At 50.6% G+C, this 25,615-nt stretch carries 17 protein-coding genes; 7 read left to right on the top strand and 10 right to left on the bottom strand.

Translation table 11 applies throughout. The features are described from left to right. Window positions 1–222: 222 nt before the first annotated feature. The 3 genes from ACQ4MZ_RS14010 to ACQ4MZ_RS14000 form a co-directional block, all read right to left on the bottom strand. Window positions 223–4,401, bottom strand: a complete 4,179-nt coding sequence (locus ACQ4MZ_RS14010; protein WP_430845696.1) for a hybrid sensor histidine kinase/response regulator transcription factor — start codon at window positions 4,399–4,401, stop codon at window positions 223–225. A gap of 125 nt (window positions 4,402–4,526) precedes the next feature. Beyond that, entirely contained in the window at window positions 4,527–6,947 is a 2,421-nt protein-coding gene (locus ACQ4MZ_RS14005; protein WP_430845695.1) for an ABC transporter permease, read from the bottom strand. A gap of 174 nt (window positions 6,948–7,121) precedes the next feature. Continuing rightward, window positions 7,122–7,256, bottom strand: a complete 135-nt coding sequence (locus tag ACQ4MZ_RS14000; protein ID WP_430845694.1) for a hypothetical protein — start codon at window positions 7,254–7,256, stop codon at window positions 7,122–7,124. 28 nt (window positions 7,257–7,284) lie between these two features. Here ACQ4MZ_RS14000 and ACQ4MZ_RS13995 point away from each other — a divergent pair, with 28 nt between their 5' ends. After that, on the top strand, window positions 7,285–7,977 hold the full coding sequence (locus ACQ4MZ_RS13995; RefSeq protein ID WP_430845693.1) for a hypothetical protein: 693 nt from the start codon (window positions 7,285–7,287) through the stop codon (window positions 7,975–7,977). A 43-nt stretch (window positions 7,978–8,020) separates the two neighbouring features. Next, window positions 8,021–8,611, top strand: coding sequence for a DUF4136 domain-containing protein (locus tag ACQ4MZ_RS13990; RefSeq protein WP_430845692.1), 591 nt, complete (start codon window positions 8,021–8,023; stop codon window positions 8,609–8,611). A 312-nt stretch (window positions 8,612–8,923) separates the two neighbouring features. Here the strand turns inward: ACQ4MZ_RS13990 and ACQ4MZ_RS13985 are convergent, their stop codons facing one another. The 6 genes from ACQ4MZ_RS13985 to ACQ4MZ_RS13960 are packed head-to-tail and all read right to left on the bottom strand — an operon-like array spanning window position 8,924 to window position 14,968. Continuing rightward, window positions 8,924–10,048 (bottom strand): alpha/beta hydrolase family protein, encoded by a 1,125-nt coding sequence (locus ACQ4MZ_RS13985; protein WP_430845691.1) that lies wholly within the window; start codon window positions 10,046–10,048, stop codon window positions 8,924–8,926. A gap of 58 nt (window positions 10,049–10,106) precedes the next feature. After that, complete coding sequence (locus ACQ4MZ_RS13980; RefSeq protein ID WP_430845690.1) at window positions 10,107–10,781, bottom strand: ABC transporter ATP-binding protein; 675 nt, start codon at window positions 10,779–10,781, stop codon at window positions 10,107–10,109. Between the two features lie 2 nt (window positions 10,782–10,783). Beyond that, a complete protein-coding gene (locus ACQ4MZ_RS13975) occupies window positions 10,784–12,049 on the bottom strand; it encodes an ABC transporter permease (RefSeq protein ID WP_430845689.1) in 1,266 nt (421 codons plus the stop codon). 5 nt (window positions 12,050–12,054) lie between these two features. Then, on the bottom strand, window positions 12,055–13,152 hold the full coding sequence (locus ACQ4MZ_RS13970; protein ID WP_430845688.1) for an efflux RND transporter periplasmic adaptor subunit: 1,098 nt from the start codon (window positions 13,150–13,152) through the stop codon (window positions 12,055–12,057). Between the two features lie 4 nt (window positions 13,153–13,156). Further along, complete coding sequence (locus tag ACQ4MZ_RS13965; RefSeq protein ID WP_430845687.1) at window positions 13,157–14,488, bottom strand: TolC family protein; 1,332 nt, start codon at window positions 14,486–14,488, stop codon at window positions 13,157–13,159. A gap of 24 nt (window positions 14,489–14,512) precedes the next feature. Beyond that, a complete protein-coding gene (locus tag ACQ4MZ_RS13960) occupies window positions 14,513–14,968 on the bottom strand; it encodes a GbsR/MarR family transcriptional regulator (RefSeq protein ID WP_430845686.1) in 456 nt (151 codons plus the stop codon). Between the two features lie 372 nt (window positions 14,969–15,340). Here ACQ4MZ_RS13960 and ACQ4MZ_RS13955 point away from each other — a divergent pair, with 372 nt between their 5' ends. Both ACQ4MZ_RS13955 and ACQ4MZ_RS13950 read left to right on the top strand, forming a co-directional pair. Next, complete coding sequence (locus ACQ4MZ_RS13955; protein ID WP_430845685.1) at window positions 15,341–18,397, top strand: T9SS type A sorting domain-containing protein; 3,057 nt, start codon at window positions 15,341–15,343, stop codon at window positions 18,395–18,397. A 292-nt stretch (window positions 18,398–18,689) separates the two neighbouring features. Next, window positions 18,690–21,836: a two-component regulator propeller domain-containing protein gene (locus tag ACQ4MZ_RS13950; protein WP_430845684.1), complete on the top strand. Its 3,147-nt coding sequence runs from the start codon at window positions 18,690–18,692 to the stop codon at window positions 21,834–21,836. On the opposite strand, the gene ACQ4MZ_RS13945 is transcribed toward ACQ4MZ_RS13950, so the two are convergent. Then, window positions 21,831–22,481, bottom strand: coding sequence for a response regulator (locus tag ACQ4MZ_RS13945; RefSeq protein ID WP_430845683.1), 651 nt, complete (start codon window positions 22,479–22,481; stop codon window positions 21,831–21,833). The genes ACQ4MZ_RS13950 and ACQ4MZ_RS13945 overlap by 6 nt on opposite strands. A 210-nt stretch (window positions 22,482–22,691) precedes the next feature. Here ACQ4MZ_RS13945 and ACQ4MZ_RS13940 point away from each other — a divergent pair, with 210 nt between their 5' ends. The 3 genes from ACQ4MZ_RS13940 to ACQ4MZ_RS13930 all read left to right on the top strand — a co-directional run bounded on the left by ACQ4MZ_RS13940 (window position 22,692) and on the right by ACQ4MZ_RS13930 (window position 25,556). After that, complete coding sequence (locus tag ACQ4MZ_RS13940) at window positions 22,692–23,369, top strand: hypothetical protein (protein WP_430845682.1); 678 nt, start codon at window positions 22,692–22,694, stop codon at window positions 23,367–23,369. Window positions 23,370–23,447: 78 nt separating this feature from the next. Then, on the top strand, window positions 23,448–24,104 hold the full coding sequence (locus tag ACQ4MZ_RS13935) for a hypothetical protein (RefSeq protein ID WP_430845681.1): 657 nt from the start codon (window positions 23,448–23,450) through the stop codon (window positions 24,102–24,104). A 126-nt stretch (window positions 24,105–24,230) separates the two neighbouring features. After that, on the top strand, window positions 24,231–25,556 hold the full coding sequence (locus tag ACQ4MZ_RS13930) for a T9SS type A sorting domain-containing protein (protein WP_430845680.1): 1,326 nt from the start codon (window positions 24,231–24,233) through the stop codon (window positions 25,554–25,556). The last annotated feature ends 59 nt before the right edge of the window (window positions 25,557–25,615 follow it).

Raw genomic sequence — 25,615 nt, 5'->3', positions numbered from 1 at the left:
TCATTTGTAAACCAGCGCGAAAAATCGGGCTATTTTTTCGCCTTTTATTCCAGTTTAATAATGTGCAAGTGGTATAAACGGATGAGCAAGTAATGAGCAGGCATTAGCAAACGGATATAAGAGTATCGGAGTGACGCATTGTACTATTCCAGTATTAACAACCCGGAAGATCGCAACAAATGCTACCCCTGAATTGGATTTTCCGACCGTTCCCGAGCCGCCCTACGCCTCCGCGGCTTGCTTTTTACGGTACTCGGTAGGCAGCATCTGATACTCCTCTTTGAAGAGCTTGGTAAAGTATTTTGGATTGTTGAAGCCTACCTGATAGGCGATCTCGGCGACGGTCAGCTGGCTCTTTTCGAGCAAGCCTGCTGCCCTGCGAATACGGATAATGCGGATGAATTCGACCGGTGTTTTACCCGTTAGTGAAAGTATTTTTTTATACAAATAAACCCGGCTCATCGACATTGCCTCGCTGAGCTGCTCGACGGTGTATTCGGCGTTGGCCAGGTTCTGCTCGACTACTTTTACGGCGCTGTTCACAAACTGCTCGTCCATCGACCGCACCGCCACCTCGCTCGGGCGGATCTCGATGTGCTGCTGGAACTGCTTCTGCAACTGCTCCCGCTGCAAGATCAAGTTAGAAATCCTGACCTGCAAAATATCCAGCCTGAACGGCTTGGTCACATACGCGTCGGCACCGGTCTGGTATCCTTGCAGTTGTTGCTCGTCCTCAGCCCGCGCAGTGAGCAATACTATCGGAATGTGCGATACGCGTCGGTCGGTCTTGATACGTCGGCAAAGCTCGATCCCGTCCATTTCCGGCATCATCACATCGCTTACGATCAGGTCCGGGATATGGTCGAGGGTCACATCCAGGCCGGTCCGGCCATTTGCGGCTTCGAGTATCCGGTATTTTTTCTGAAATACTTCTTTGAGATACTCCCTGAACTCGTCGTTATCCTCCACAAGCAGGATCAGAGGCTTTTCCTTGCCCTCTTTTTCCTCGGCAAGGTCAATATCGATGGTCGCCAAGTCCGCGGAGGCCGGCTCTGCTACGTACGTGGGTACCTCACGCGTAGGGCTCTCGCGCAAGGGCAAAGTGACAGCGAATGTACTGCCCTTGCCCACTTCGCTTTCCAGGTCGATCCTGCCACCGTGCATTTTGACAAACTCGCTGGCAATAGAAAGCCCGATGCCGCTGCCCTGGTTCATGATGTGGCCGGGCATAGGATGCTGGTAAAAACGGTCGAATACCTTCTGCTGCGCTTCCGGCGGAATGCCGATGCCGGAGTCTTCGACGCTTATTTCCAAAGCCTCCCCGCCTTCGTGCTCCACCGTCCGCAGCCGCACGGTCACCTGCCCGTTTTCGGGTGTGAATTTGAATGCATTCGATAGCAGGTTATACATCACTTTGGACAATTTATCCTGGTCAAAATCGGCATAGCGCGATTCTACCGAACTTTCAAACCGGTAGCGGATGTGCTTGTGCTCGGAAAGATCGGAGAACGTCTGGGTGATTTGCCTTACAAACTGCACAATATCGCCGCGCTCGGGCATGAAACGGGTTTCCTCTACTTCCAGCTTCTTAAAATCCAGCATCTGCGTTACCAGGTTGAGCAGCCGCTGCGCATTGCGGTGCACAAGCGAGAGCTGCCGGTGCACGGTGTGATCGGAGCGGATGCCGCGCAGCAGGCTTTCGAGCGGCGTGAGCATGAGCGTAAGCGGCGTGCGGAACTCGTGGCTCACATTGGTAAAAAACTTGATCTTCATCAAATCCAGCTCGTGCATTTGCTGGGCATACCGTCGCTCCTGTTCCAGCTTGAAATTCATCCGCTCCCGTTCGATCAGAATCCAGCGGGCAATCATCAATGCACATGCTATCAATAAAAAATACAGCAGGTAAGCCCAGGGGGTCTGCCAGAAAGGCGGCAGAACCCTGATTTCCAATCGCCGTTCGGTCACAGCACCACCTTCTTTTGTTTTAACCTTAAACACGTAACTGCCCGGGTCAAGGTTGGTGTAAGTAACGCGGCGGGTGTTATCGGCCTCAAACCACTGGTCGTTAAACCCCTGTAAAGTGTACAGGTAATGGTTTTTCTCAGAATGCAGGAAGTTCAGGGCTGCGAATTCAATGGTGAATACATTCTGGCTGTGTTCCAGCACAATGCGATCGGTGGTTGAAATGGATTTTTCCAGAATCTGGCTGCCATCCGCGAGCGTTCCGGGACGAATGCTTTTATTAAATATTTGAAAATCCGTAAGCACTACCTTCGCAGCCGTACGCTCGTCCGTCACCTGCGCGGGATCGAAAATCGAGAAACCGTTGGCCCCACCGAAAACCAGGTCTCCTGAATGCAACCGCAGCGCCGCGTTCTCGTTGAAGCCGCGGCCTTGCAAACCATCGACCTCATTGAAGGTATGTACCTGAAAGCCCGTAGGAACACCGCCGGCGCCCCGTTTGGTAACCTGCAGATTGACGACTCCTTTCGGGGTACCGAGCCATATTTGCTGGCGGGCGTCGACTACTACGGTCAATATCGAATTGTCAGGCAACCCGTGACGTGTATCGTAAGTTTCAAATGCATTTCGCCCGGCATCGTAGCGGTTAAGGCCTTCGGAAGTCCCGATCCAGATGGCGCCGGTACTGTCCAGCGCGAGCGACATGACTGCGTCGCTGCTAAGGCCGGCAGTGTCACCCTTGGTATGCTTATAATGCACAAAACGACCGGTTTGGCGCATCAGTACATCGATTCCGTTCGCGGTCCCTATCCACAGATTGCCCTGCTTGTCTTCCAGCATGGCCGAAATGTAATCGGAACGGACCGAATTGGGCGCAAGGTTGCGGTAGTGCCGGAATGTCTTCGATGACCTGTCGAACAAATCCAGGCCATCGGCCATGGTACCGACCCACAACCGCCGGCGCGAATCTTCGAATATCTCCCATACACGGTCGTCTACCAGACTCGTCGAGTCGGCCGGATCGTGCAAATAGCGGGTAAATCGCTGACCATCAAAGCTATTAAGCCCCCCGAAATAGGTCCCAATCCACAATACATCCTGCCGGTCGAGAAAGAGACTGACAATCACATCGTTACTCAAACTATTAGGATCACCCGGCTTGTTCCGGTACTGCCGGAAGCTATTGTTCCTTCGGTCATAGTAAATCAGGCCTCCGCCATTGGTACCAACCCAAAGATTGCCCTTGCGGTCTTCGGCAAACACGTTCACATCGTCAAACGGCAGGCTACCTGCATCACCAGGCAAATGCCGGACAAGCGAAAACCGGAAAATATGCTCGTGGTAATTACAAAAACCCTGCTTGTAGGTACCTGCCCAAATCATGCCCGTGGCATCTTTATACAATGCCTGGATACTATTCTGGCTGATCGTTCGCGGGTCGCCCGGGTTAGAATGCAGCGTGGATACCCTGCCTGTGGCTTTGTCGAGAATGTTGATGCCGCCATGGTCTGTGCCGATCCAGATGCGTCCGTCGGGCCCGGAGATCATTGCGCTCACCGCATTATTGCTGAGCCTGAAATCGGGCCCGGCCGTGCCTGCCATACGGAGGATATTCTTCTTAAAATCGAAATTGAATGCGCCGACAGCCGCCTTGACAATGTATACCCAGGGCTCGCCTTGCCCGTCTACAAATACCTTGTGGTTGGAGAGCTTGCCCAGGTTACGGCGCTGCAACAATGTGCTTTGAATATCGATCGCGTGCGTGGCCGCATTCACGCGTGCAAGAAAGCCGTCGTCGCATACGACCCACAGGTTTCCCTGCGCATCTTCGTCGAAATCTGATATCGCCCGTGTGCCCGGCACATTCTGCGTAGGCCCAAATTTGACTTTAACAAGCTGTTTGGAAGCCGTACGGTATTTCAGCAACCCAAGCTTGTTATGACTGATCCAATAGTCGCCCGAGCGGGTTTTGATAATGCGGTTGAAATCTGCGTCTTTCAATCCGAAATGCTTTGCAGCGCGGTTCGCATTGCGATCGATCGCTTCGGTAACCGGGTCGTAAATATCGAAGCCGAGCAGGGTACGAATCCAGATGTAGCCTTGGGGGTCTTCAAACAACGCAGTCACCTGATGGTCGGAAATGCTGGCCGAATCGGCCGGATCGTGTTTGAACACACGGAATGAATAGCCGTCGAAACGGTTTAGCCCATTGGCCGTGCCGATCCACACGAATCCGCGGCTGTCTTTTAAAAAACAGTTAACCTGATTATGGGACAGCCCCTTTTCGGTGTTATAGCGAACAAATTGGTAATCTGCTGGCCGTGCCGCGTCAGGCTGAGCAATACTACCTCTCACCCAACCGATAATCCCTGCCAGGATCAGCCACCAATTGATTGTCCACCGATTCATCCCCGTGAAGGTAGCATCGTTTTTCTTCAAATGGAACTCAAAATTGTTATCTCAAACCGGCAGAACGGGTAGAGTGACGGCTGTGGATAGACTAGGCCATCCTGCCGGTTCAGGTACGATCCGGCAGGAACCTGTATGTTCAATCTGCTGACTCATTACTCCGTCCGCAGGCTTTTTACCGGGTTCATCAAGGCGGCTTTGACACTCTGAAAGCTGACCGTCAGCAACGTCACCGCCAGCGCTCCCATACCCGCAAATGCAAAAATCCACCATGACAGCTCGGTTCTGTAAGTATATTGACGCAGCCAGTTATTGAGGAAGTAATAGGCAACCGGCGAAGAGATCACGAAGGCGATCAGGGCCAGAACGATGAAATCCTTCGAAAGCAATCCCCAAACATGCAGCACCGATGCCCCGAGGACTTTCCTGATGCCGATCTCTTTCGTACGCTGTTCGGCGGTAAAGGCAGCCAGCCCAAACAGGCCCAGACAGGAAATAAAAATGGCCATCATGGTGAACACAAAGCCCAGATAACCCATCCTTTCTTCGCTGGCGAATTTCAGCGCATATTCCTGGTCGGCAAATTTATAATCGAAAAGCGCGGAGGGTACCAGCTTTTTAAAAACGGCTTCCAGTTTGGGTAATGCTTCCGATACGCTCACATTTGGATTAAGACGGATATTGATCCAGTCCTGCGTATTTTCCAGGAAGAATACAGTTGGAACGGCGGACTCAAAAGGCGACGTAGCAACCATGTCCTTGACTACCCCCAGGACGAGGTATGGCTTTGGTTTACGCCAACGCGGCCCCCATACCACAGTCTCCCCAACCGGATTTTTAAGCCCCATCTGTTTTGCAAAGGACTCATTGACGATAAAGCCTGACGAATCGCTCGCGTATCGTCTGTCGAAGTCCCTGCCGGCAATAAATTCCCAGCCCACTGTTTTTCCGTACTCCGCACTGACCGGCAGCGTCCCGCACCCTCTGGGGCAAGTTATTTCTTCTCCCTTTCGGGAAAAGCCGGCATTCCACATCGTAATTTCCGTCACGGAACTCCTGGATTCTGCTACTTCCTCGACCACACCGGTATTTTTCAATTCCTGCCGGAGCAGGTCTGTCTTTCCTGCAAAATCGGGCGTCTTTTTCCTGATCTGTAATAATCCGTTCCGGTTATAACCGACCGGCCTGTCTTTGACATGCTGAATTTGCCTGTATATCAGCAGCGTACTGATAACCAATATGAGGGATACGGTAAACTGAATAACGACCAACACATTACGCGGCATGGCGGCCCGGTTTCCTGCGCCCACCGCGCGCTGCACGACCATCCCTTTCAAAACCTTTACCGGCTGAAAACCAGACAAATAAAAAGCCGGATAGCTACCGGCGGCAAGGCTGGTCAATCCGATAAAACCAAGGCTCGCCAACCAGAAGCGGGTGTTTACCCAGGGAAAGTCCAGCCGCTTGGAGGTTATGTTGTTAAACCAGGGTAATGAGAGATTAACGATCAGAATCGCAATGGCAAATGCTAGCAAAACGACCAGAAATGATTCACTTAAAAACTGCCCGACGAGTTGTCCGCGCAGGGAGCCGACAGCCTTGCGAATGCCCACCTCCTTAGCCCGGTTCATGGAACGGGCCGTTGCTAGGTTCATGAAATTAATACATGCCAATAGTAAAACAAATGCGCCGATAAGGCCGATCAGCCATACCAGCTGTACCGGCCCGGTATCGTCCAGATCGTAATGACCATACAAATGCCACCGGCTCATCGGAAGCAGGCATATCTGCGGATGTCGGGCCAAAACATCTGATGTCCCTTCCAGTTTTTTGAGGTTGTTGAGCTCGATATCCCTGATGGCGGCAGAGACCTGATTGATGTCCGCCTCAGGCCGAAGTTGTACGACAACCGACAGGAACCAGTTGTCCCACTGTTGCTGGCGGACCCAGGGGTTGACGGAAGTCCATAAATCGAAGGGGGCAAAAAAGCGGATGTCATTGAATTCGGTATTACCTGGCAAATCCTCATAAACGCCTGTTACTTTTGCGTCCATGCTCGCGTCAATCCTGATCAACTTGTTCATCGGATCTTTGTCGCCGAACATAGCTCTTGCCGCCGAAGCCGATAGTAAAATAGAATGCGGATCGGTGAGCCCTGCCCAACTGCCCCGGAGCATCTTTAAAGAAAGCATTTCGGCAATGCCTCCTTCGATGAAAAGTCCCTTCTGGCTCAGCTTCTTATCACCACTTGACAAAATGTAATCTTGCGACTCCCGGGTAATCAGAATATGCTTAAAGTAGCCCGCATAATTCGATTTGAGCTCGGTTGCCACCGGGTAAGGCAGCATCACATTGGAATAGCGGGTCCCGTCGTCGGTTCTCGTCCCCCGCTCGGTCACCTTGGCAATGCGGTCGTAGTTTTTGTGATAGGTATTGAAAGTCAGCTCATCCCATAGCCACAAACCATTGAGTATCACGACGGCCATACCGACAGCCAGCCCGCTGATATTGACAGCGGAATAGGCTTTGTTCTTGACCAAATTACGAAAGGCGATTTTGAAATAATTACGGATCATAGCGAGGTTACCGGGACAGTAATCTCACATCAAAATGTAATGCCAGTACAAAAAAAGGCTTCTACGGCGTATAGATCGGCAGAAAAGCAGGGCTCCACCGTTCAGAATCGGACGGAACCACGTCCGTGATTGGACACCGGGTTCGCATGGTTCGGCCCCGAACCTGCCCCATCTTCACCTGAACGTTGAAACCACCGACTCATAAGCTGGTTTCAACGACACTTTCCGGCTTTCTACCGCCTCTGCATTGCCCGTTGCAGCCGCACCCTCTACTTTCGTTTCACTCGGTTCCGGCCGAAAATCATTCAACAGTGATATTTAACCAAAACTTGAAATCATGAAAACGAAACTCATTTTTTCCACTGCCATAGCGGCCCTGAGCGTCGGCATCCTGCAAACAGGATGCGAGAGCAGAAAAAAAGCCGAAGCCAAATACGAGGCCGACTCGCTGAAAGACGACAAAGTCGCTTACGATACCGCTTACAAAACCGAGCAGATCGCCGAACCCGTGTTGGCTCCATCTGAAAGGCATTTCGATACGGCTGTGAAATACCTGGATGGAAAAGAGTACAAAAAAGCGACCACAGAGATCGGCGAGGGTATTGTCGCCATCCGAAACGAAGGAGCGACGGATAAAGGCGAGCTGAAAGCCGAATTTTCGAAATCCGTCAAACACTTGGAGCAACTGCAAAAACTTGCCAGGGAAGGCAAGCTGACATCGGCCGAGCTCAAAAAGGGCTTTTGGCCAGCGGAAATGATGGTAACCCATTACGCGATCGAAAAATGGGAAAGTATTCCCGAATTCGAAGTCAAATCCAACGACCATCTGCGGACCGCGCTCGACGGCCTGGAAAGAAAAACAGCCGACAGCGAAGCGTCCATAAAACAAGAAGGTAAAAAGCTGATCACTGAAACACGCAGCCTTTTAAAAACAGCCGAACGTGGCGCGGGGGCCGATGTGCAAAAAGCCCGGGATGATCTGAAACACCAGACCGCAAAGCTGAAAGCCTATATCAGGAAAAACATCTGACGGCTCAAAGTACTTCCATATCAAACTTTAAACCTGCACTATTATGAAAACCAGCATTCATGCATTGGTAGTTACTGCCCTTTTTGCCATGGCCGGCTGCGCCTCGGTAAAGGTAGACCAGGTCGATTCGGCCCACCTGGCCAACTATAAAAAATACACCTGGGTAAAACCGGAAGAAAAAACCTCGCAGCTTCCCCAGCTATCCAATACGATCACCGAAGAGAATATCCATTCGGCGGTAAAAACCGAGTTCGCCAAAAAAGGCATCGTCGAGGATGACCAGCATCCGGACCTGCTTTTGATGTACCACATTTTCACCAGCCAAAAAACCGAGAATGTCCCTAATCCTCCTGTCTATCCCTATTATGGCTATGGCTTCGGCCCACGCGCTTACTACTTTCATGGCCAGTTGATACCGATAGCCTACGCGGGTTACTACAATCCGTGGAACACAGGCTACCACCAGGAACATTATACCGACGGCACGCTGATTATCGACGTGATAGATGCCAAAAACAACGAGCTGCTCTGGCGGGGGTCTATGGAAAATCCTGTGAACGACGCAGGCAGCCTCAGCAAGCAATTTGCGAAAGAGGCGATGCAGATCCTGGGAAAATACCCGGATGCGAAATAAGGCATATCCTTAGCCGAAATAATCCGGCAGGAAGCGGATCTTAGGCTTAATCAGGCTTGCCGCACCCTTCACCAAAAACCGGTTTGAATGTTTTGTTTGATTGCCTTATCCGGTTAGTTCCGCCTACGGGTGTCTTTGCCATCAGGTTGCCCTCCTCCGGCAATCTGGTGGCAACTTGCCATTCGCACCGAAAATTAAATCTATTTGATAAATAATTCTATGAAGCAGAATGGGGCAAAAAGCTCCCAAAAGGCACTGGACTTGGCTTTACTGCCCACAAAAGCTTTCAGGCTTACTAATTATACACCTATCCTACTTTGTTTGCACCCAGGTCAATATTTTATCAATATAACCAGGTCCTTCCGGCTTGCTACCTTCTGGACTACCCAAGTAATGGTTACAGCCTACACAGGTGTCATATACTAAATTGGTCTTTCCAAGGCGCAGAAATTCAAGCCGGACATAATCCAGCCCGTAAATGGGAGAACTATCGTCCCGGCTGGCAGCGATCATATAGATAGGTATCGATAATTTACGCAGCTGCTCAAAGGGAATCAGGGTACCAAAACTGGCCCAACGCAGGTAAGAATGGCCTCCCACTTCTCTATCGGTCGCGGTCGGATTTTTATAGATGTCGGCAATACGCTTAAAGGCAGCTTCAACACTATCCTGAGCCTGCTGATGGGTTAGCTCGCCTTTGGCGGCTTTGATGCGCCAGCTCATGATTCCATCGTACAGTTGATTAAGCCCGCTTCCAACGACAGATGCGATGTGCGTAACGCGCTTGTCTTCAACGGCCAGCGATGCAACTACCTGCCCGCCTTCGGAGTAACCGTATGCGATGATCTTTGTCCTATCCCAAAAACCATGGTTAATCAGATAGCTCATAACGGCCTGAGTGGCTTGCACGCGCCATTGCAAACTAAGGCGTTTTGTATATTCCTTGGAAGGCCTGTGGGCGAACAAAACCTGCGATGGGTTCTTTTGATATTCTGCGACGGTTAGATCGAGAGCCAGCGTGTCACAAAACGAGGTGCCGGGTTTGCCCAGGATGATATAATGATACTTCTCTTTCGTCTTTCCGTATAATTCTTCATTGAAAGTAGTGGGCGTGGTTACAAATTTTTTCCCTTGAACATACAGGCATAAAGGAAGTCCCCCGCTGCCGTTGACTTCAATAAACAGTGGAGCTTTTCGACGAATATTCACCGTATCAACATAGAATTGAATCAGGCCTAGTTTCTTGTCTTTTATGGAAAACTCCTTCAAACCGTGCCCGTCGGGAGTTACCGACTGAGCCATTAATATATTTTTGAATAGCAGCAGCGCAACTAACAATGGTGTAACTCTCATAAAACTGATAAGTCGAATGAATGTGGCCTGCCCATAGATAGGCATAATAACTGAAACAGCAGTTTGCAGAATTTTACTCGCCATCCTACTCTTTCTGTTGGTATACACGCGCTCGGCAAACTCTTCCGGGACCAAGCTGCAATCAGCCTTCCACGATTTGGCCGTCGGCCATATAGATCCTACGGTCGGCCCGGCGTGCGAAGTCTTCATCATGCGTAACGACCAGAACCGTTTGCTGCCTTTCCTTAGCCAGCTCTTTGAACAGGCCAAATACGGTCGCACTGTTGGCACTGTCCAGGTTACCGGTAGGCTCGTCGCCCATCACAATCGAAGGATCGTTGATCAGCGCCCTGGCAATGGCGACGCGCTGCTGCTGCCCACCGGAAAGCAGTGCGGCCCGCTTGGCGGCCTGGCTGTCCACGTCCAGCAGTTTTAATAAATCCATAGCCCGCTGCTCGATCTGATCCTTGGGGTACAAGCCCAGCTTACGGGCCGGCAGCATGACATTTTCCAGGGAAGTAAATTCGGGAAGCAGGTAATGGAATTGAAACACAAAGCCGATATGCTGGTTACGGAATGCGGCGAGCCACCTGTTGGTCTTGCCTTTCATCTGTTCTCCATTAATGATGATGCTGCCTTCAAAGTCGGTATCCATCGTGGAGAGCAGGTATAATAAGGTTGATTTCCCGCTGCCCGACTTACCCGTAATAGCAACGAATTCGCCTGCCTTCACCTGGAAGCCGACATCTTTGAGTACCTGGTTGCGGACAGGTTCTGTAAAATACTTATTCAGTTTTGCGACTTCGAGTATGTCCATAACTATCCTCTTAAAATGGAAATAGGGTCCATCTTTGCGGCTTTCCTGGACGGCAAATATCCCGACAAGGCCGTCGTCAGTATACCGAATGTGAAGCCGGTGATATAATAAACAGGCTTGAAACTGACCGGCAAATGATCGAGCGTGATCATTACGTCGCTGTTAAACGGGACTTTGGATACCGCATAGGAGATCAAAAAACCAAACACCAGGCCCATCACCGCGCCGGCAGCCCCGATCACCAGCGCCTGCGTTAAAAAGATGCCCCGGACATCCGAATCGGAAAAGCCGGTTGCTTTCAGGATGGCAATCTCCTTCATTTTTTCATAGATCATCATCGTCAGGATATTGAATATGCCAAAGCCTGCGACCAGCAGAATCGTACCCGCCACCCCATAAACGATCATTCTTCTCAGCACATCCCCTTCCAAAAGAGAGGCGTTGTCCTTTTTCCAGTCCGAGCCTTGATAATGGTACCTTGCCTGCCACTGCCCGGACATTTCCGGGGCCAATTCTTTGTCGAAAAGTTTGACTTTAATCTCTGTCAGATAGGATGCGGGAACACCCAGCAGTTTCTGGACCGTTTTGATGCTGGCATAGCATTGCTGCTTGTCGATGTCGGTGAGGCCTGTTTTGAAAATCCCGGCTACTATCACCGCGAAATTCCCCCCTTTTTCAGTGGTAATAATAATCTGGTCGCCCGTTGTCACGTTCAGCCGTTTGGCCAGGCCGACGCCCATCAGGATGCTGTTGGTTTTAACATTGACTTCCTCGTAGCTGCCTTCGATGACTTTACCGGACAGATTAAATAGCTGATCTTCCCTTTCCAGGTCGACGCCGTTGATTTTGCCGTTTAGCGAAGAAGAGCCAAGCCTGAAAAATACCTGCGTGGTGATCGCCCCCGAGGCGGCCTGAACACGCGGATCGGCCCGCAGCTCCCCCAGCACCTGGTTAACATCTTTTAAATTAAGCAGAATGTCTTTGGGTTTCTGATGGTGTACCTGGTTGATAGCGCCCGGGAAGCGCCTGTCCAACAACGATTGGTCCGCTATCTGCACTTCATTGTACATCCGAAGGTGGGGAGACTGCTGGAAAACCACATCCTGGGTATACTCGTTGGTCCCCTGGATAAAGCTCACCATAAAAATGAACACGGTGATACCGAACGCAACCCCCGCGGTGGCAACCAGGGTCTGCCGCAGCTTAGCCTTCATATAAGTGGCGGCGATAGATGCCGACAAAGCGATATTAGTGAGCCGCTTTTTCATATCCGTTATGGGGCTTTTTCATAAACAAGGTCACCGGCTTTCAGCCCGCTTTTAACCTCAGTCCATTGACCGCTCCTTACGCCGGTATTCAATTTCTGTTTAACCACCTTCCCGCCAGGTCCTGCCGCCCATACCGAGTCGCCCGGCAGTAGAAAAGTGCTGGGTATGGCCAGCGCATTGCCCTGACGTATGAGGATATTAGCCTCCACCGAAGATTGGGGAAAGAAACCAGCGGTGCCGGCTACATTGGCTTCCACCTTGAAACTGCGGTTTTCTTTTTGGATTACAGGCACAATCTTGCTTACCGTTGCGGTGAACTGTTTGCCAGCAAAGGCATCGGTCTCAAAAAAAACCTTCTGCCCCAGCTTCACCTGGGCAATGTCCCTTTCATCGACCAGCAGTTCCAGTTTGAACCGGCCGGCGCTGCCCGTCAGCATGATCGGCTCGCCGGCCGCCGCAGTACCGCCTTCGGTATGGTAAATGCTGAACACTTTGCCGTCAATGCTGCTGGTAAGCAAATGGGTTTCCCTAAGCTCGCGCAGCTGCGCGAGCTGGCGGCTCACCGAAAGCACATTTTCCTTTTGATCGTCGAGCAGCGCCTGATACTGGTATTGCAGGTTGTTGTATTCGGTCAGGCTTGCCCGGGCCTTGATGGTCCGATGCTCTGCTTCCTGGGCCGGAACAGCCTTCTCTGCAGCAAGTTCCCGGTAATTTTGGGCTTCTGCCGAATCCTGTTCGTATTGCTTCCTGGCCAGAGCCGCTTTCTGCCGCAGCTCCCGCGCCCTTGCCGAGCTGTCGGATGCATTTTGGCGCGCGAGCCGGAGCTGTTTGCCGAGTATGTCCAGCTGGGCATTTTGACTGGGCTGGCCCAGCACCGCCAATACCTGGCCTTTTTGGACCTGATCTCCCTGCGCAACCAGGATTTTCAGTATACGCTCGCTGGAGATGGCCTTCATCACCTCGTATTCTGCGGGCATGATCTCTCCGGAAGCATAAACAGCTTCATTGATGGCTTGGGTGGTCACCTTAAAACTTGCAGGTTCCTTTTTGCATGAAGACAGGGCTATCAAGCCTGCCAGCGTCAGTATACAAAACTTTTTCATACACCTAATTGCCTTGTAAGTATTCGAGTTCAACGATTTGGGTCAGGCATTGCAGTTTGGCTGCCAGGCGCTTACGTCTCACGACAGTCAATTCGTCCTGTAACTGCTTCATTTGTATCATATCCATAATGCCCTTTTGTAATTTCTTGGTCGAGAGGCCTATATTTTCCCGGGCAAGCGCTTCCTTTGTTTGCAGGGTTGCAAGCTCCTGCAAGGCACGGTCGTAGCCGATTTTTGCGGTCAGGAAGGCCTTGTTCCCACTATTGATACCAGCCTGTCGTTCGGCCTGAGCCAGCAGCACACTTTCCTTGTCCTTTTTGAGCTGATAGCGCATCCGCGGCACATCAAAGATGGGCATTGAAAGCCGGAGCCCCACATACCCGGAGGAAAACCATTTCGAGCGTGTGATAAAACTGGCTTCACTGCCAAAACCAAGCCGGCTATAACCGCTGACGAAAGATAGTTTCGGATATAATGCGGCCGTGGAATGCCTGACCACGGCCCTGGCGATGTCAACCGTCAGGCTGTCTTGCCTAAAATCGGGTAAGCGTTGAGCACTAAAATCAGTTTGTGGAGCGGCTTCCGGAAGCGAAACACCGCCCGTATCGATCGAAATTGAATCGGCGAGCGGAAAGCCCATCCAGAATTTAAGGTCCAGCAGCGATTGCAGGTAAGAAGCCCGTATACCGGCCGCTTCGTCGCCCAGGTCTTCAAGCAACGCGAGCGACTGATTTACCGCGATCTGATCCGTAATGCCCTTCTCAAAGTTCAGCGCGATTAACCGGTGGCTTTCCTGAAAATCCCGGACCCTGCCTTCCGCTGTATGGTAATCCTGCTGGTGCAAGACGGCAGCATAGTAGGCCATGCGGACATTTTTGGCCACCAGTTTTTGCCCTGAATGGTTCTGACTGGCCTTTAACTGCTGTTCGAGCATGGAAGTTTTGATCTGCTTCCATCCTTCTGCATCGATTAGGCTGAGATTAGCCTGCAACCCGGCATTTCCCATCCAGGGCGTTCCCAGACGGACAGGAACAAATGTGCCCTGGGGCTGGCCCAGCAGCTCACCCGGGAATACCTGCACGGGGATTTGCCAGTAATGATCCAGCGAGACCGAACCGGTGACAGTCGGCAGCAACCTGGCTTTCGACTGACCGGCAGCTGTTGCGGCAACCGCCAACCGTTGGCGCCCCACCGATAAATCCTGGTTATGGGCAGCAGCATATTCCAGACATTTGTCCAAAGTCCAGACGGATTGAGCCGCGCAGATCTGCATCGACATCGTCGAAAGCAGCAACCCCAACCCTACCACCAATAGCTTGTTCTTTAAGTTCATCATAAAAAGAACCAAAAAGTTAAAATTTTAACCATCAAGCTCAATCGTCCGCTTCCAGCGCTCGAGAATGATAGGAAATTCGACCAGCAGCATCTTGTAAAGAATAGCAACTTCACCCAGTTCCTTGTCGAACTGGTCCTGAATACCGCGCGCCTTCCGGACATCGTCCAGGATACCAAAAAACTGCTGGTAACGGGAGGTCATCTCCTTCTCATTGAAAAGGCTCCGCATATTCACAAAGAAAAAGCGCCTGCGCTTTCCGCCGACTGTCCGGAAGCTGGCCATACCCGACGCTGTCAGCATTTTAAGTGCGTTCGACACGGCACTTTTGCTCACCTTAAAATACTCGACTAAATCCTCGAAAACAGCGCCTTCCTTACCCGTAAGTAGTAGGTACGTAAAAACTCTCGCTGCTACCGGTGTGAGGCCCATATGCTCAAGATGGCCACTATGCTGCTCGATCCGCTCTCTATGTTGTTCCAAAATAATTGATTAGGTGACTAACGGTCAAAGTAATAGCATTTGGTTCTCAAAAACAAGAACCAATGATTAAATATCTCTTACTGCCAGCACCGTAACACGAAATAAGTCCTAAAAGCCCCGCAATCTTGATGGAAACCGAACATTAGTTCTAAAAATTTGACGATTTCTGCCCTAGAACTCATTCCCACCTCCCGTTATTTGCCCAATAATATCATATTATTTATTCATTAAATCATAAAACAGATATGCTCGTTTTTGACCCACCCGATTTGAGGCCGCGCATTGCCGGATGCCTTATGGACTTCCGGGAGATATCGAAAGAGGTAGCTTACACCATCCCGAAAATGATTAAACCATTAACGTCTTGAAAGAATGAAAAGAAAATTACTCAGGTTGTTGAAATCGGCCTTCGCTGTTGCCGGACTGCTCCTGTCTGTCCATACACTCTCGGCACAGGCAATAAACGCCACTGTCAAGCTCAATAAAGATATCTCGTATCAGAAGATTTCGGGTTTTGGAGGATTTGTCAACAGCCCGCAATTCGGCTACAACCATATGAGTGAGGCTGAAATCAGGAAGATGTGGGGAGCAAACAGCGAGGCGGGCTACAACATAATGCGTATATATATACCCATCGGCGAGGCCAACTGGCCGCAAGCCCTGGCCACGGCGCAACTGGCACACTCACTCGGTCTGAGAATATTCGCGTCTCCGTGGTCAATGCCCTCGGAATGGAAAACCTATAATACACAGGCCTCACGATACACCGACGGAAACGGAGTGGTACGGCCAGTATATTTAAAAGAAGAAAACTACGCACTCTATGCTCAGTACCTGGATAATTTTGTTACATACTTGAAAAACAACGGTGTCGAACTGGAAGCGATATCACTCCAGAATGAGCCCGACTACCAGGTTGACTACGCCGGTTGCATCTGGACGCCTGCTCAAATGGCCAATTTCATTAAAAATCATGCTGACAAGATCAGCTGTAAAGTAATTGCTCCCGAGAGCGTAGGCATCACAGATAATTACGCCACTGCCTTCCTGGATCCGGCTGTGCTCCCCAATTTCGAGATTTTTGGCGGTCATCAGTACGGCGCGATCCAGACGGGCCATCTGAATGTACAGGCCCAGGGAAAAGAAGTGTGGATGACGGAATATCTGATCAACTGGAACGCAGATGGCGGTTCGCGCAACTATGACTGGCAGCGGGATGCCTTCGATTTTGCTACCAGACTCAATGATGCCTTGCTGGCTAATGTCAACGCCTGGGTGCACTATGCAACAAAACGCTACTACGGGCTAATGGGCGACGGCCAGTTTGGTACGGTGGCCGGAGAAATTACCAGGCGTGGCAACGTGCTCTCCCACTATGCGAAATTTGTCACCGGCGCAAGGCGTATTCAAAGTATATGGAATGACAATACCAGTATGCTGAATGGTTCGAGCTATATTTCCGAGGCAGGTGATAAAGCTTTCGTAGTCATCATCAATCCGTCGGCTAATACCTATGACCTTTCGGTTGACTTGCCGTTTTTGTCCAATGCAGGAAAGGCTGTGACAACGACCCAAACCGCCAGCATGGTTGAAACTCCGGTGGCCTTCACAGAGCAGACGGCCCGTCCGAAAGTAACAATCGGCGCGTCCAGCATTACGACACTGGTATTTGAAAAAAGCGGTGAGCGGTCGGTTTCTCAAATGACCAGCGAACTGATTCATTATGGAAAGATTGAAAACCAGACAGTGACCAATCCGGCGTTCGGAACCGGCTATCAACTTAGTGGAAAAACAGCCACTATCAAATTCGACCAACAGCTTGTAAGTCCCAACAGAACGGCAGAAAACGGCTACCTGCAATTAAATGAAAAATTCAACAAACTGGTTTTCAGGGTAGAAAATCTCTCCTCTACTAACAACTACTCTTCCAGCAATACAACCCTGTATTACGTCAATAGTGCCGGGGCAGTCAATTCCCATAATTATGGAAGTGTTAACTTTTCAAGGAGGCAAAACTTCGACTGGGTTTTTGACATTTCAGAGAACGTGCTTGCTGACGGATGTAGTGGCATTATCGGTATCAGTAATGGCAATTACAGTTCAATACTGACCTTCAAATTCGCCAATGTGTACTTGTCGGTCGGCAATGAAAGAGGTTACAGGTTCTCCGGCCCGTACAGCGATACCGACAGCTATCTTCTGGACTGTCTTGACGATGCCGGCTACACTTCACTGGACCTGAAAAATACCACGGGTATCACGCCCCAGACCGACTGGCACGCTGCCGCCGCCAACAAAAACGCTGTATTCTATACGCAAGACGCTCAACTGAGCGAAAAAAATAACGTTGTTTACCAGAATGTATGTGAAAAGCTTGAAATCAGCGACACTGGTGCGGACTTCTATCCACCAACCGGCTTTACGGCAACCGCTGCAACATACACATGTACTTTGAATGGATTGAAAATGCTTGTACTGCCATTCGAAGCCGATATACCTGCCGGTGTAAAAGCTTATACCGTCGAATATACGGACCCTAAAATAACCGGAAAGATTATCGTCGGCGGCAAAATACCGGCCAATACCCCGGTACTGGTCAATGGCACGGGCACCTTTGCATTTGTGGGTTCGGGAGCCATAGCCGCTTCGGCGAATTTAAGGTCGGGCGCAAATTCAGAACTCGCGGGCAGCGCGGTACGCAATATGCAGGTTGGCATCACAGGCGCAGTCTACATTGGAATCCCTGCCCCTATTGGCGGATATTATCTTGACAGTACAAACGGCGCGCCCGTATTCACCCGGGTTACCGCCTCTTCTCAGCCAGGCATCCGCTCCTTTGACGCTTACCTGGCGCCAGGACTTTCGACGACCGCACAAACCCTCGAGCTTCTTTTAGATGAAACTGCTCTCCCCGTTCGCATGGGCAGCTTTACGGCAACGCCTTCCGAGAGGGCGGTACGTCTTGACTGGACCACTCACGGTGAAAAAGACAACGCAGGCTTCGATATCGAACGTAGTACCGATGCGCGCAGGTTTGTGAAAATAGCCACGGTACAGGGCTTCGGTGACAGTGAGACAGATAACCACTATCAATGGGTCGACCACTCGCCTCTTCCTGCCAGGAGCTATTACCGCCTGAGACAGAATGACCTGGACGGCACTTTTATCTACTCGGTGATCAGGGCCGTTAACAACAGCGGTTTCCCATCAATTACCGTCTACCCAAACCCCGTCAGTACCCTGCTAACCCTGGATTTGAAGGAAAATAAAGTGATCGGCGAGCTGGTGATAACCAACGCGCTGGGGCAAAGCGTGATCCGGTCGAATTCGGCACAAGGCGGAACTATTCAGATCGATGTCTCCGGGCTGAGCGCGGGAATCTACTTCTACCGTCTGGATAATGCCACTGGTTCATTTATCAAGAATTAATCAGAAAGCTGACCACCATGTAGCCCTGCAACGCCATGTTCCATTGCTCTTTAAGTTGCGGGTGCCCAATACGACAACATCCCGGGAAGGCGGCTTTCCGGGATGTTGTCGTATTGGGCCAGGATTCAGTCACACGTGCGCATTGCCAGCTTTCCTATCTCCGTGGCCGACGCCCCATTGATATTCCCATGGATGAAAATGCCATGCGCTCAAAAAAACTTTGTTATCTATATTCGTCGAATTTTTTCTATCATGCGGAGGTTTATTCAACGTGGCTTTCAGCGGTATAAAAATGCACCTACTTTACGCGTCTTCTTTACGGGTTTTCTTTTGCCTCCTCTTCATTTTCAACACTTCCTTCAGTCAACCAATACAACCCAGACGCAACACTGCCCCCGGCTACGAGGTCAGGCACTTCACAGACGAAAATGGCCTTCCGCAAAACAGCGTTAAATCCATCGTACGCGATTCACGCGGGAATATCTGGCTGGCTACCGAAAGAGGCCTGGTCCGGTTTGATGGCAATCGTTTCGTAACATTTGATAACCTTGGCAATTCCTTTGCGGCGCGAAGCATTTCAGGCTTCTATCTGGATCCGCAAGGTAGAACCGATGGCCTGCTGGCGATAACCAACAACCGGGCCTGGATCCGGATCAAGGATGGCAGAGCCACGATCGATACTTCTTTGAAAGGTTATCCGTTGCAAAGGCCGATGAATATTTCAAAAAGGCTTAGCCAGAATGTGATCGAAGCATTGCCCGATCTCAATGAAGCAGCCCTGACATTTTACCGTCAAACTATCTGCGTCATCTACCCTGCACCGGCCGCGCGGTATTTCGTGTATGACCTCAAAAACATCGGTTATTATGTGAGCAACAAGATAACCAGGGTCTTTCCATTTCCGGATAAAAGTTTTTTCCGATTTTTCCGCCTGGGTGAATGCCTTTATTACCTGGACGAGAATTTAAAACTAACCCGTTTTTCAGGAACCGCCCGCCGGACGGTACAGTCGATGCTTACCGGGCCGGTTTCCACGGATCCTGACTATCAATCCACAAAACAGCACCAGATTTTTTGGAACAGCCATTCCGACCAGGCATTTATCTATACCGGCCGGCGGCTGTACATTCTGCAACCGGCCAAAGATGGCTCACTGGCCAGCAAGTTGGTTCTGGATGGATTCGATTTTAAGGACAAGGATATTAAAACCATCTTTTTCGACAATGAGACGAACAGGCTGTTTCTGGGAAGTCAGTTGCATGGCCTGTATATTGTTTCCCAAAAACAATTTCGCACGATCGTCGATCCTTCCGCAAAATCCGACAACGTTTTTTACGGACAAACACTACTTGACAGCAACAGGTTGGGCACGCTCACCGGGGCTGTTTTCTCATTGGACAGCGGCAGCCTGGGTATGCCTGCGCGGCGCTTGAAATTGATAGAAAAAACAATTGATTGGGACAAGTACTGCATCGTCAAAGACCGCGAAGGTACATTCTGGAGTAAACGAAGAGAGACTTTGTACAGGTTTGACGCCAGTGGCAAACGCGTCATTGCCAGCTGGAAAATGGCTGATGAAATAAAACAGCTTTACCCGGGCATAAACGGTAAGATCTGGATTGGTACTAACTCGCTTGGTCTTTATTACATTGATCCGTCGGTGCCCGGCGCCCAGCCGCGCTTTTTCGCAGGGAAACATTTATCGAGCATCTCCTGGATTCAGCATCAGACAACCGAAATACTGTGGCTTGGAACGGGAAAGGGCCTTTACCGCATTCATTTGCCCTCCAAAAGATTATCCCGAATTAACAAGCTTGCCGACAGCTACGTACGAAGCCTCTACATTCCCGACGGCAGCGACGAAATATGGATTACTACATACACTGACGGCATATTTCTTTTAAAAGATGGAAAACTGACCCAGTTCCCCCTCGACAAAGGGCAATACCTTGCCGGCGCCCATTGCATCGTCGAGGATAAAAACGGCTACTTTTGGATAACTACCAATAAAGGGCTGTTTCAGGTGAAGAAGGCCGATTTACTGGCTTATGCCTCCAAGCCATTCGATTTATATTACCACTATTATGCCAAAACAGCCGGCTTTAATACCAACGAATTCAACGGAGGTTGCCAGCCATGCGCCCTGAAAACACCGGGAGGTATGGTGTCGCTCCCCTCGATCAATGGCCTGGTGTGGTTCGTCCCGGAGCTGGTAAGACCGGAGGTTCCCAAGCAGCAGATTTACATCGATGAACCCGACGGTGATGACAGTACGTTCGCATTTGACCGGAGCAGGATTTCCGTTAAACCCGGTGTCCCCCAAATCGTACTAAATGTGACTACACCCTACTTTGGCAACCCGTATAACCTGAAAATGTCATACAGGCTCTTCAAAGGCGCCGAACCCATGACCGACTGGAAAGTACTGGACGAAAGCAGAAGCATTGCAATTCCGTTTCAGGGAGGAGGAAACTACACACTGCGTGTACGTAAGGCCGACGGGTTTGGCATGGGCAACCATAGCGAGCGGGATTTCGCCATTTTCGTCGAAAAACAGTGGCATGAAACCTGGTGGTTCAGAGGGTTGGTTGCCGCGGCGATTCTGCTGCTGTTTTACGGGATATTAAGACGACGCGTAAAAGCTGTTGAAAGGCAAAAACAGGCCCTGGAAATCAAGGTAAAGGAACGAACAGAGCATTTGGAAAAAACACTCGGCGTATTGAGCGAATCCGAGAAACAGCTTGAACAGCAGGTGCGGTTGCATATGCATATGATTGCGTCCATTTCCCACGATATCCGTACGCCGGTAAGGCACATGTCCTACGCGCTGGATTATAGTCAGGCACTGATTAACGATCATAAGCTGGACAGTGCGATTAGCTTTATCAGGCAGTTGAAACAGGCCGTCGAAAATATGTACCACATGGTAGACAACCTGGTCAATTTCATTAAACCGGAGGTGAGCGGCGCGGGTAATACCGTGACTTCCGTGAAACTGAGTGATTTGATCAACGAAAAGATTTCGCTGTTCAGGCAGATCGCAGCAGCTAATAATGTCGATATTCAGGTGGACCTGGCCCCGGAGGAGATCGTATTTACCGATCCCAAACTCCTGAGCATCATTGTCCATAACCTGATCGACAACGCCATTAAGGCGCGTGACAGAAACACACTTAGAATTTATGTCCTGCACGAAGATACCGACCTGCGACTCATTTTTGAGGACGGCGGCCCCGGTATGCCACCCGAGCTGATGAACTGGCTCAATGTGGCCAGTCCTGAAGACGCAAACCTGCCAGCAGGTTATGAAGGTCTCGGCTTGCTCTTGTTAAAACAGATATCCAAATTATTGCGTTTAGACATATACGTCACAAACACCCCGGGAGCCTCCGTTCATTTGATCTTCAAAAAAAGCAATTTGCCTAAAACGACGCTATAAATGGTCAGCGGTGCTTTGTTCGAGATACCAGAACTTTTTGGCAAGGTCCACGATGTTGTCTACACCCATTTTCTTAAAAATGCGGTTCTTTTGGGTTCCTACGGTGGAAATCTTGACATTCAGTTCATCGGCTATCGATTTAAGCCACTTGCCTGTGAGCAGCAAACCAAGTACCTCACGCTCCCGCGTAGTAAGCGCCGCCATGGGGTCCGGTTGCATCGATTTACCCTCCATCAGAGTGCTGAACATTGCCTCTTTTAACTTTGGACTGACATACTTTTTGTTTTCCAGTATCATACGGATGGCATTTGCCGTCTCCGAATCGAAGCTGTTTTTGTGCAGGAACCCATTGGCGCCCCTATGTAAGCAGATGGGCGCATTGGTGAGTTCGTCTCTCCCAGAAAACACGAGAATTTTCAAATCCGGCTGCACCTCCCGGTAAGCACCGATCATTTCCGCCCCGCGGCTCCCCGGAATGGCCAGGTCCAATACCATCAAGTCGACCGGGGTTTTCGCCAGCACTTCGAGCCCTTCCTGAAAAGAATACGCAAACGTGATGGTGGAATTTTCGACGACTGTTTTAATAATCGCTTGTATCCCTACGGATACCATAGGGTGATCGTCAATAATAAGTATGTGATACATATCGGGGTTGTAGAAGGCGGTTTAAATTTCAAGGTAAAGGTAACTCCCTGAGCTTACTTACTGAAAAATTCGTAGCAATTAGTAGTAATATTTCGATTTCCATTGCTACCTGGCCTCTCTATGTTTACACATCGATTTGTCGAAACCTAAGAAGTTAGCGATCGATACGAACGATTTCAATACAAATATTTTAAACTCATCGATAGTTGCATGAAAACAGAACATCTATTAATCGGCATTTCAAAGAAAAAGGTTTCTACTGCGCTATTTGCGGCTGCGCTGTTGCTCGGCTCTTCCACTGCTTTCGCGCAAGTCAAGATCGGAACTAATCCGACGACCATCGAGCCCAATTCCAACCTGGAAGTGGAGGCTTCCACCCCCGGACGTAAAATGAAAGTGGACAAAACAACCGGCCAGGTATCCATCGCCGACGGCACGGAGGGCGCCGGGAAGGTTTTGACTTCCGATGCAGCCGGCGGGACGAGCTGGCAATACCCCTTGTCTGGTGCGATGGTCAACGGAACCACCGGAGGACAGGTAACTGTTACAAACACAGGAACATTTGCTACCTATTCGGGCGCGACGATAACGTTACCCAGACCTGGCACCTACATGGTCACTGCACAGTGGACAATGCCTACCGCCGCCACAACTTATCCTGTTGGTAACCAAGCTTTTGTTAACACGGCCTTATCGACGAGCCCTTCCACATATGACCCCGTTGGCATAGCAGCAGAGTGGTTGGTTATCGCAGGCGGGGCCTACCACACTACACCCTCATTCAGAGTTACTGTTGCAGGGCCTCAAACGCTTTATTTCTGGTTTCAAACCGGCTTCTTTTCCGGTGAACTAAGGTTTACCGAAACCTACGCAATCGGGCCATTTTAGCACGCTTTGACAAGCCTCTGCCAACAAGGCATCTAGAGAAAACGCATTTATCTCTCAATCAACTTCAATACTGCGCTAATGAAAAAACTATTACACAAAGCATTTTGTGTGGCTGTATTTGGAATGCTTATGTTCCTTGCTCCGTCAACTATATGGGCTCAGGTAAAAATCGGTCCGAATCCAACTACGATAGACCCCAACGCCATGCTGCAGGTAGATGCGGAAGCCCCTGGCAATCGTGCGGGCATTTTGCTCCCCAGGGTAGCATTGGCTGCAACGAACATTGCCGCTCCTTGCGCTAGCCACGTAGCCGGTATGTTCGTTTACAACACGGCGAGTGCCGGAAGCGGCAACACGGCAGTCTACCCCGGGCAGTACTATAATGACGGGACTCAATGGGTGAGAGCAACCTCAATACCTGTTCAGAGAACCTGGCAGGCGTTCACAGAAGGGATCGACAGAACATACGGTACCACTTACACAAATTCCCTGCCTTATGAAATCGTGGTGAATGCTGGCGCACATAGTGCACTTTTTGTGGGGGAAAGAGTCATTCTGAGCGGTTTCGTGAATGGGGTTAAAGTTACATCGTCCACTGGTACTGGCAATGGGACCCTGGGAAACACCGCAAGTGTCAGTATTATTGTCCCTCCCGGTGCTACCTATCACATCGACCTGTTTGAAGAAACTCCCACCAGCTTATGGCAGAATGACCATTGGACTGAGTTTAAATGATGGAGAACGGCTGCACTGCTACCGATTGAAATAAAAACCAGCATTGACTCAATCGAGGTTGTTTCAATTTCCACCCTATAACGGCGCGCAATTAGGATCACCTAATGCCATTAAACAGACCAATCAATGACACAAAACTATACCATTTCATCCCGAAAAGGATGGATCAGCACGGCCGTTTCGACTGCCTTGCTTCTGCTTGGGCAACTGGCCCAGGCCCAGGAAGGCAGCCAGGGGAATACCACGATCTTCGGCGGTGCCCAGATGACTTTTTTCAGTAACCATAATTTCGTGACCGGTGGCGGGGGCGCACAGCCGGGCGTAATCCTGACCGAGCGCGCAACGGGTAACTTCGGTGTGCTAAACTTTGCCGGTGACAACCTTACCTCCACAGGCGCTTCGGATGCGGGTTACGTAGATGGGTACGTGCGCAAATACGGCGCGGGAAGCTTTGTGTTTCCTGTGGGCGACAATGGTTTTCTCGGCCAGTTTGCGGCTTCGGCCGACGGCGTGATGGGCGCTTACTTTCACGCCGATGCGAATACAGCCGTTACCAGTAACCTTTTCACCGGATCCGATTATGTGGCCCTCCCCAATGGAGGCCCATTTGCGACCAGCAGCATGGGCACTAATGTCAATGTTGTAAGCACCGTCGAATATTGGGACATAGACGGACCGAATGCGACGCCGCTCACACTGACCTGGGACGCCGGAAGTGCGATTGGCCCATTGACCGGCAGCGACCTCACCAAGCTGACGATCGTCGGCTGGAATGGGACGGAATGGGTGGCGATACCGTCCAAAGTTGATACTACATCGGTACTAGGTGGTACCAGCGACCTCACTGCCGGCTCGATCACCACCATCTCGCCACTCGCACCCGACGCCTACACAGCATACACATTTGCATCGCTCATTTCGCCGCTGCCGGTCACGCTCACCCGGTTTACCGCAGCTGTGGAAAGTAGAACGGTACTCCTCAACTGGTCGACAACCGAAGAAGCCAACAGCGACCACTTTGAAATCGAACGCAGTCAAAATGGCAAGCAATGGAGCCGCATCGCCTCCGTGGCTTCGCAAGGCGACAGCAGGGTGCTCGTGAATTATTCCCACGTAGATGCCAGTCCGTTGGCGGGTCAGAATTTTTACAGGCTTAAAATGGTCGATCGCGACGGGACGTTCGCGTATAGCCTGATCCGTAGGGTCTCATTTCAAGGTGAAGGAGGCGTAGCGCCGTATCCGAACCCCGTCGTGGACAAAATCCTTATTCGGCAATATGAGCTGGTCAGACAGTTGGATATTGTAAACACCAGCGGCCGGAAGGTGATCAGCAACCAGCCGCCGTCAGCGGCCGGAATTGATGTAACAAAGCTCCCCCGAGGCATTTACATCGTTATCATGACCCTGTTTGACGGCACTATCAGCACACACAAAATAGCCGTTACCAGGTAATAACGGGGATGAAAGTCCGGGCGGCGACAGCGCTGCCCGGACTTCCCATTCATTCGTAC

This window comes from Dyadobacter sp. BHUBP1 (assembly GCF_050587785.1).
GTDB lineage: Bacteria > Bacteroidota > Bacteroidia > Cytophagales > Spirosomataceae > Dyadobacter.
This window is presented reverse-complemented; position numbering and strand designations above follow the sequence as displayed.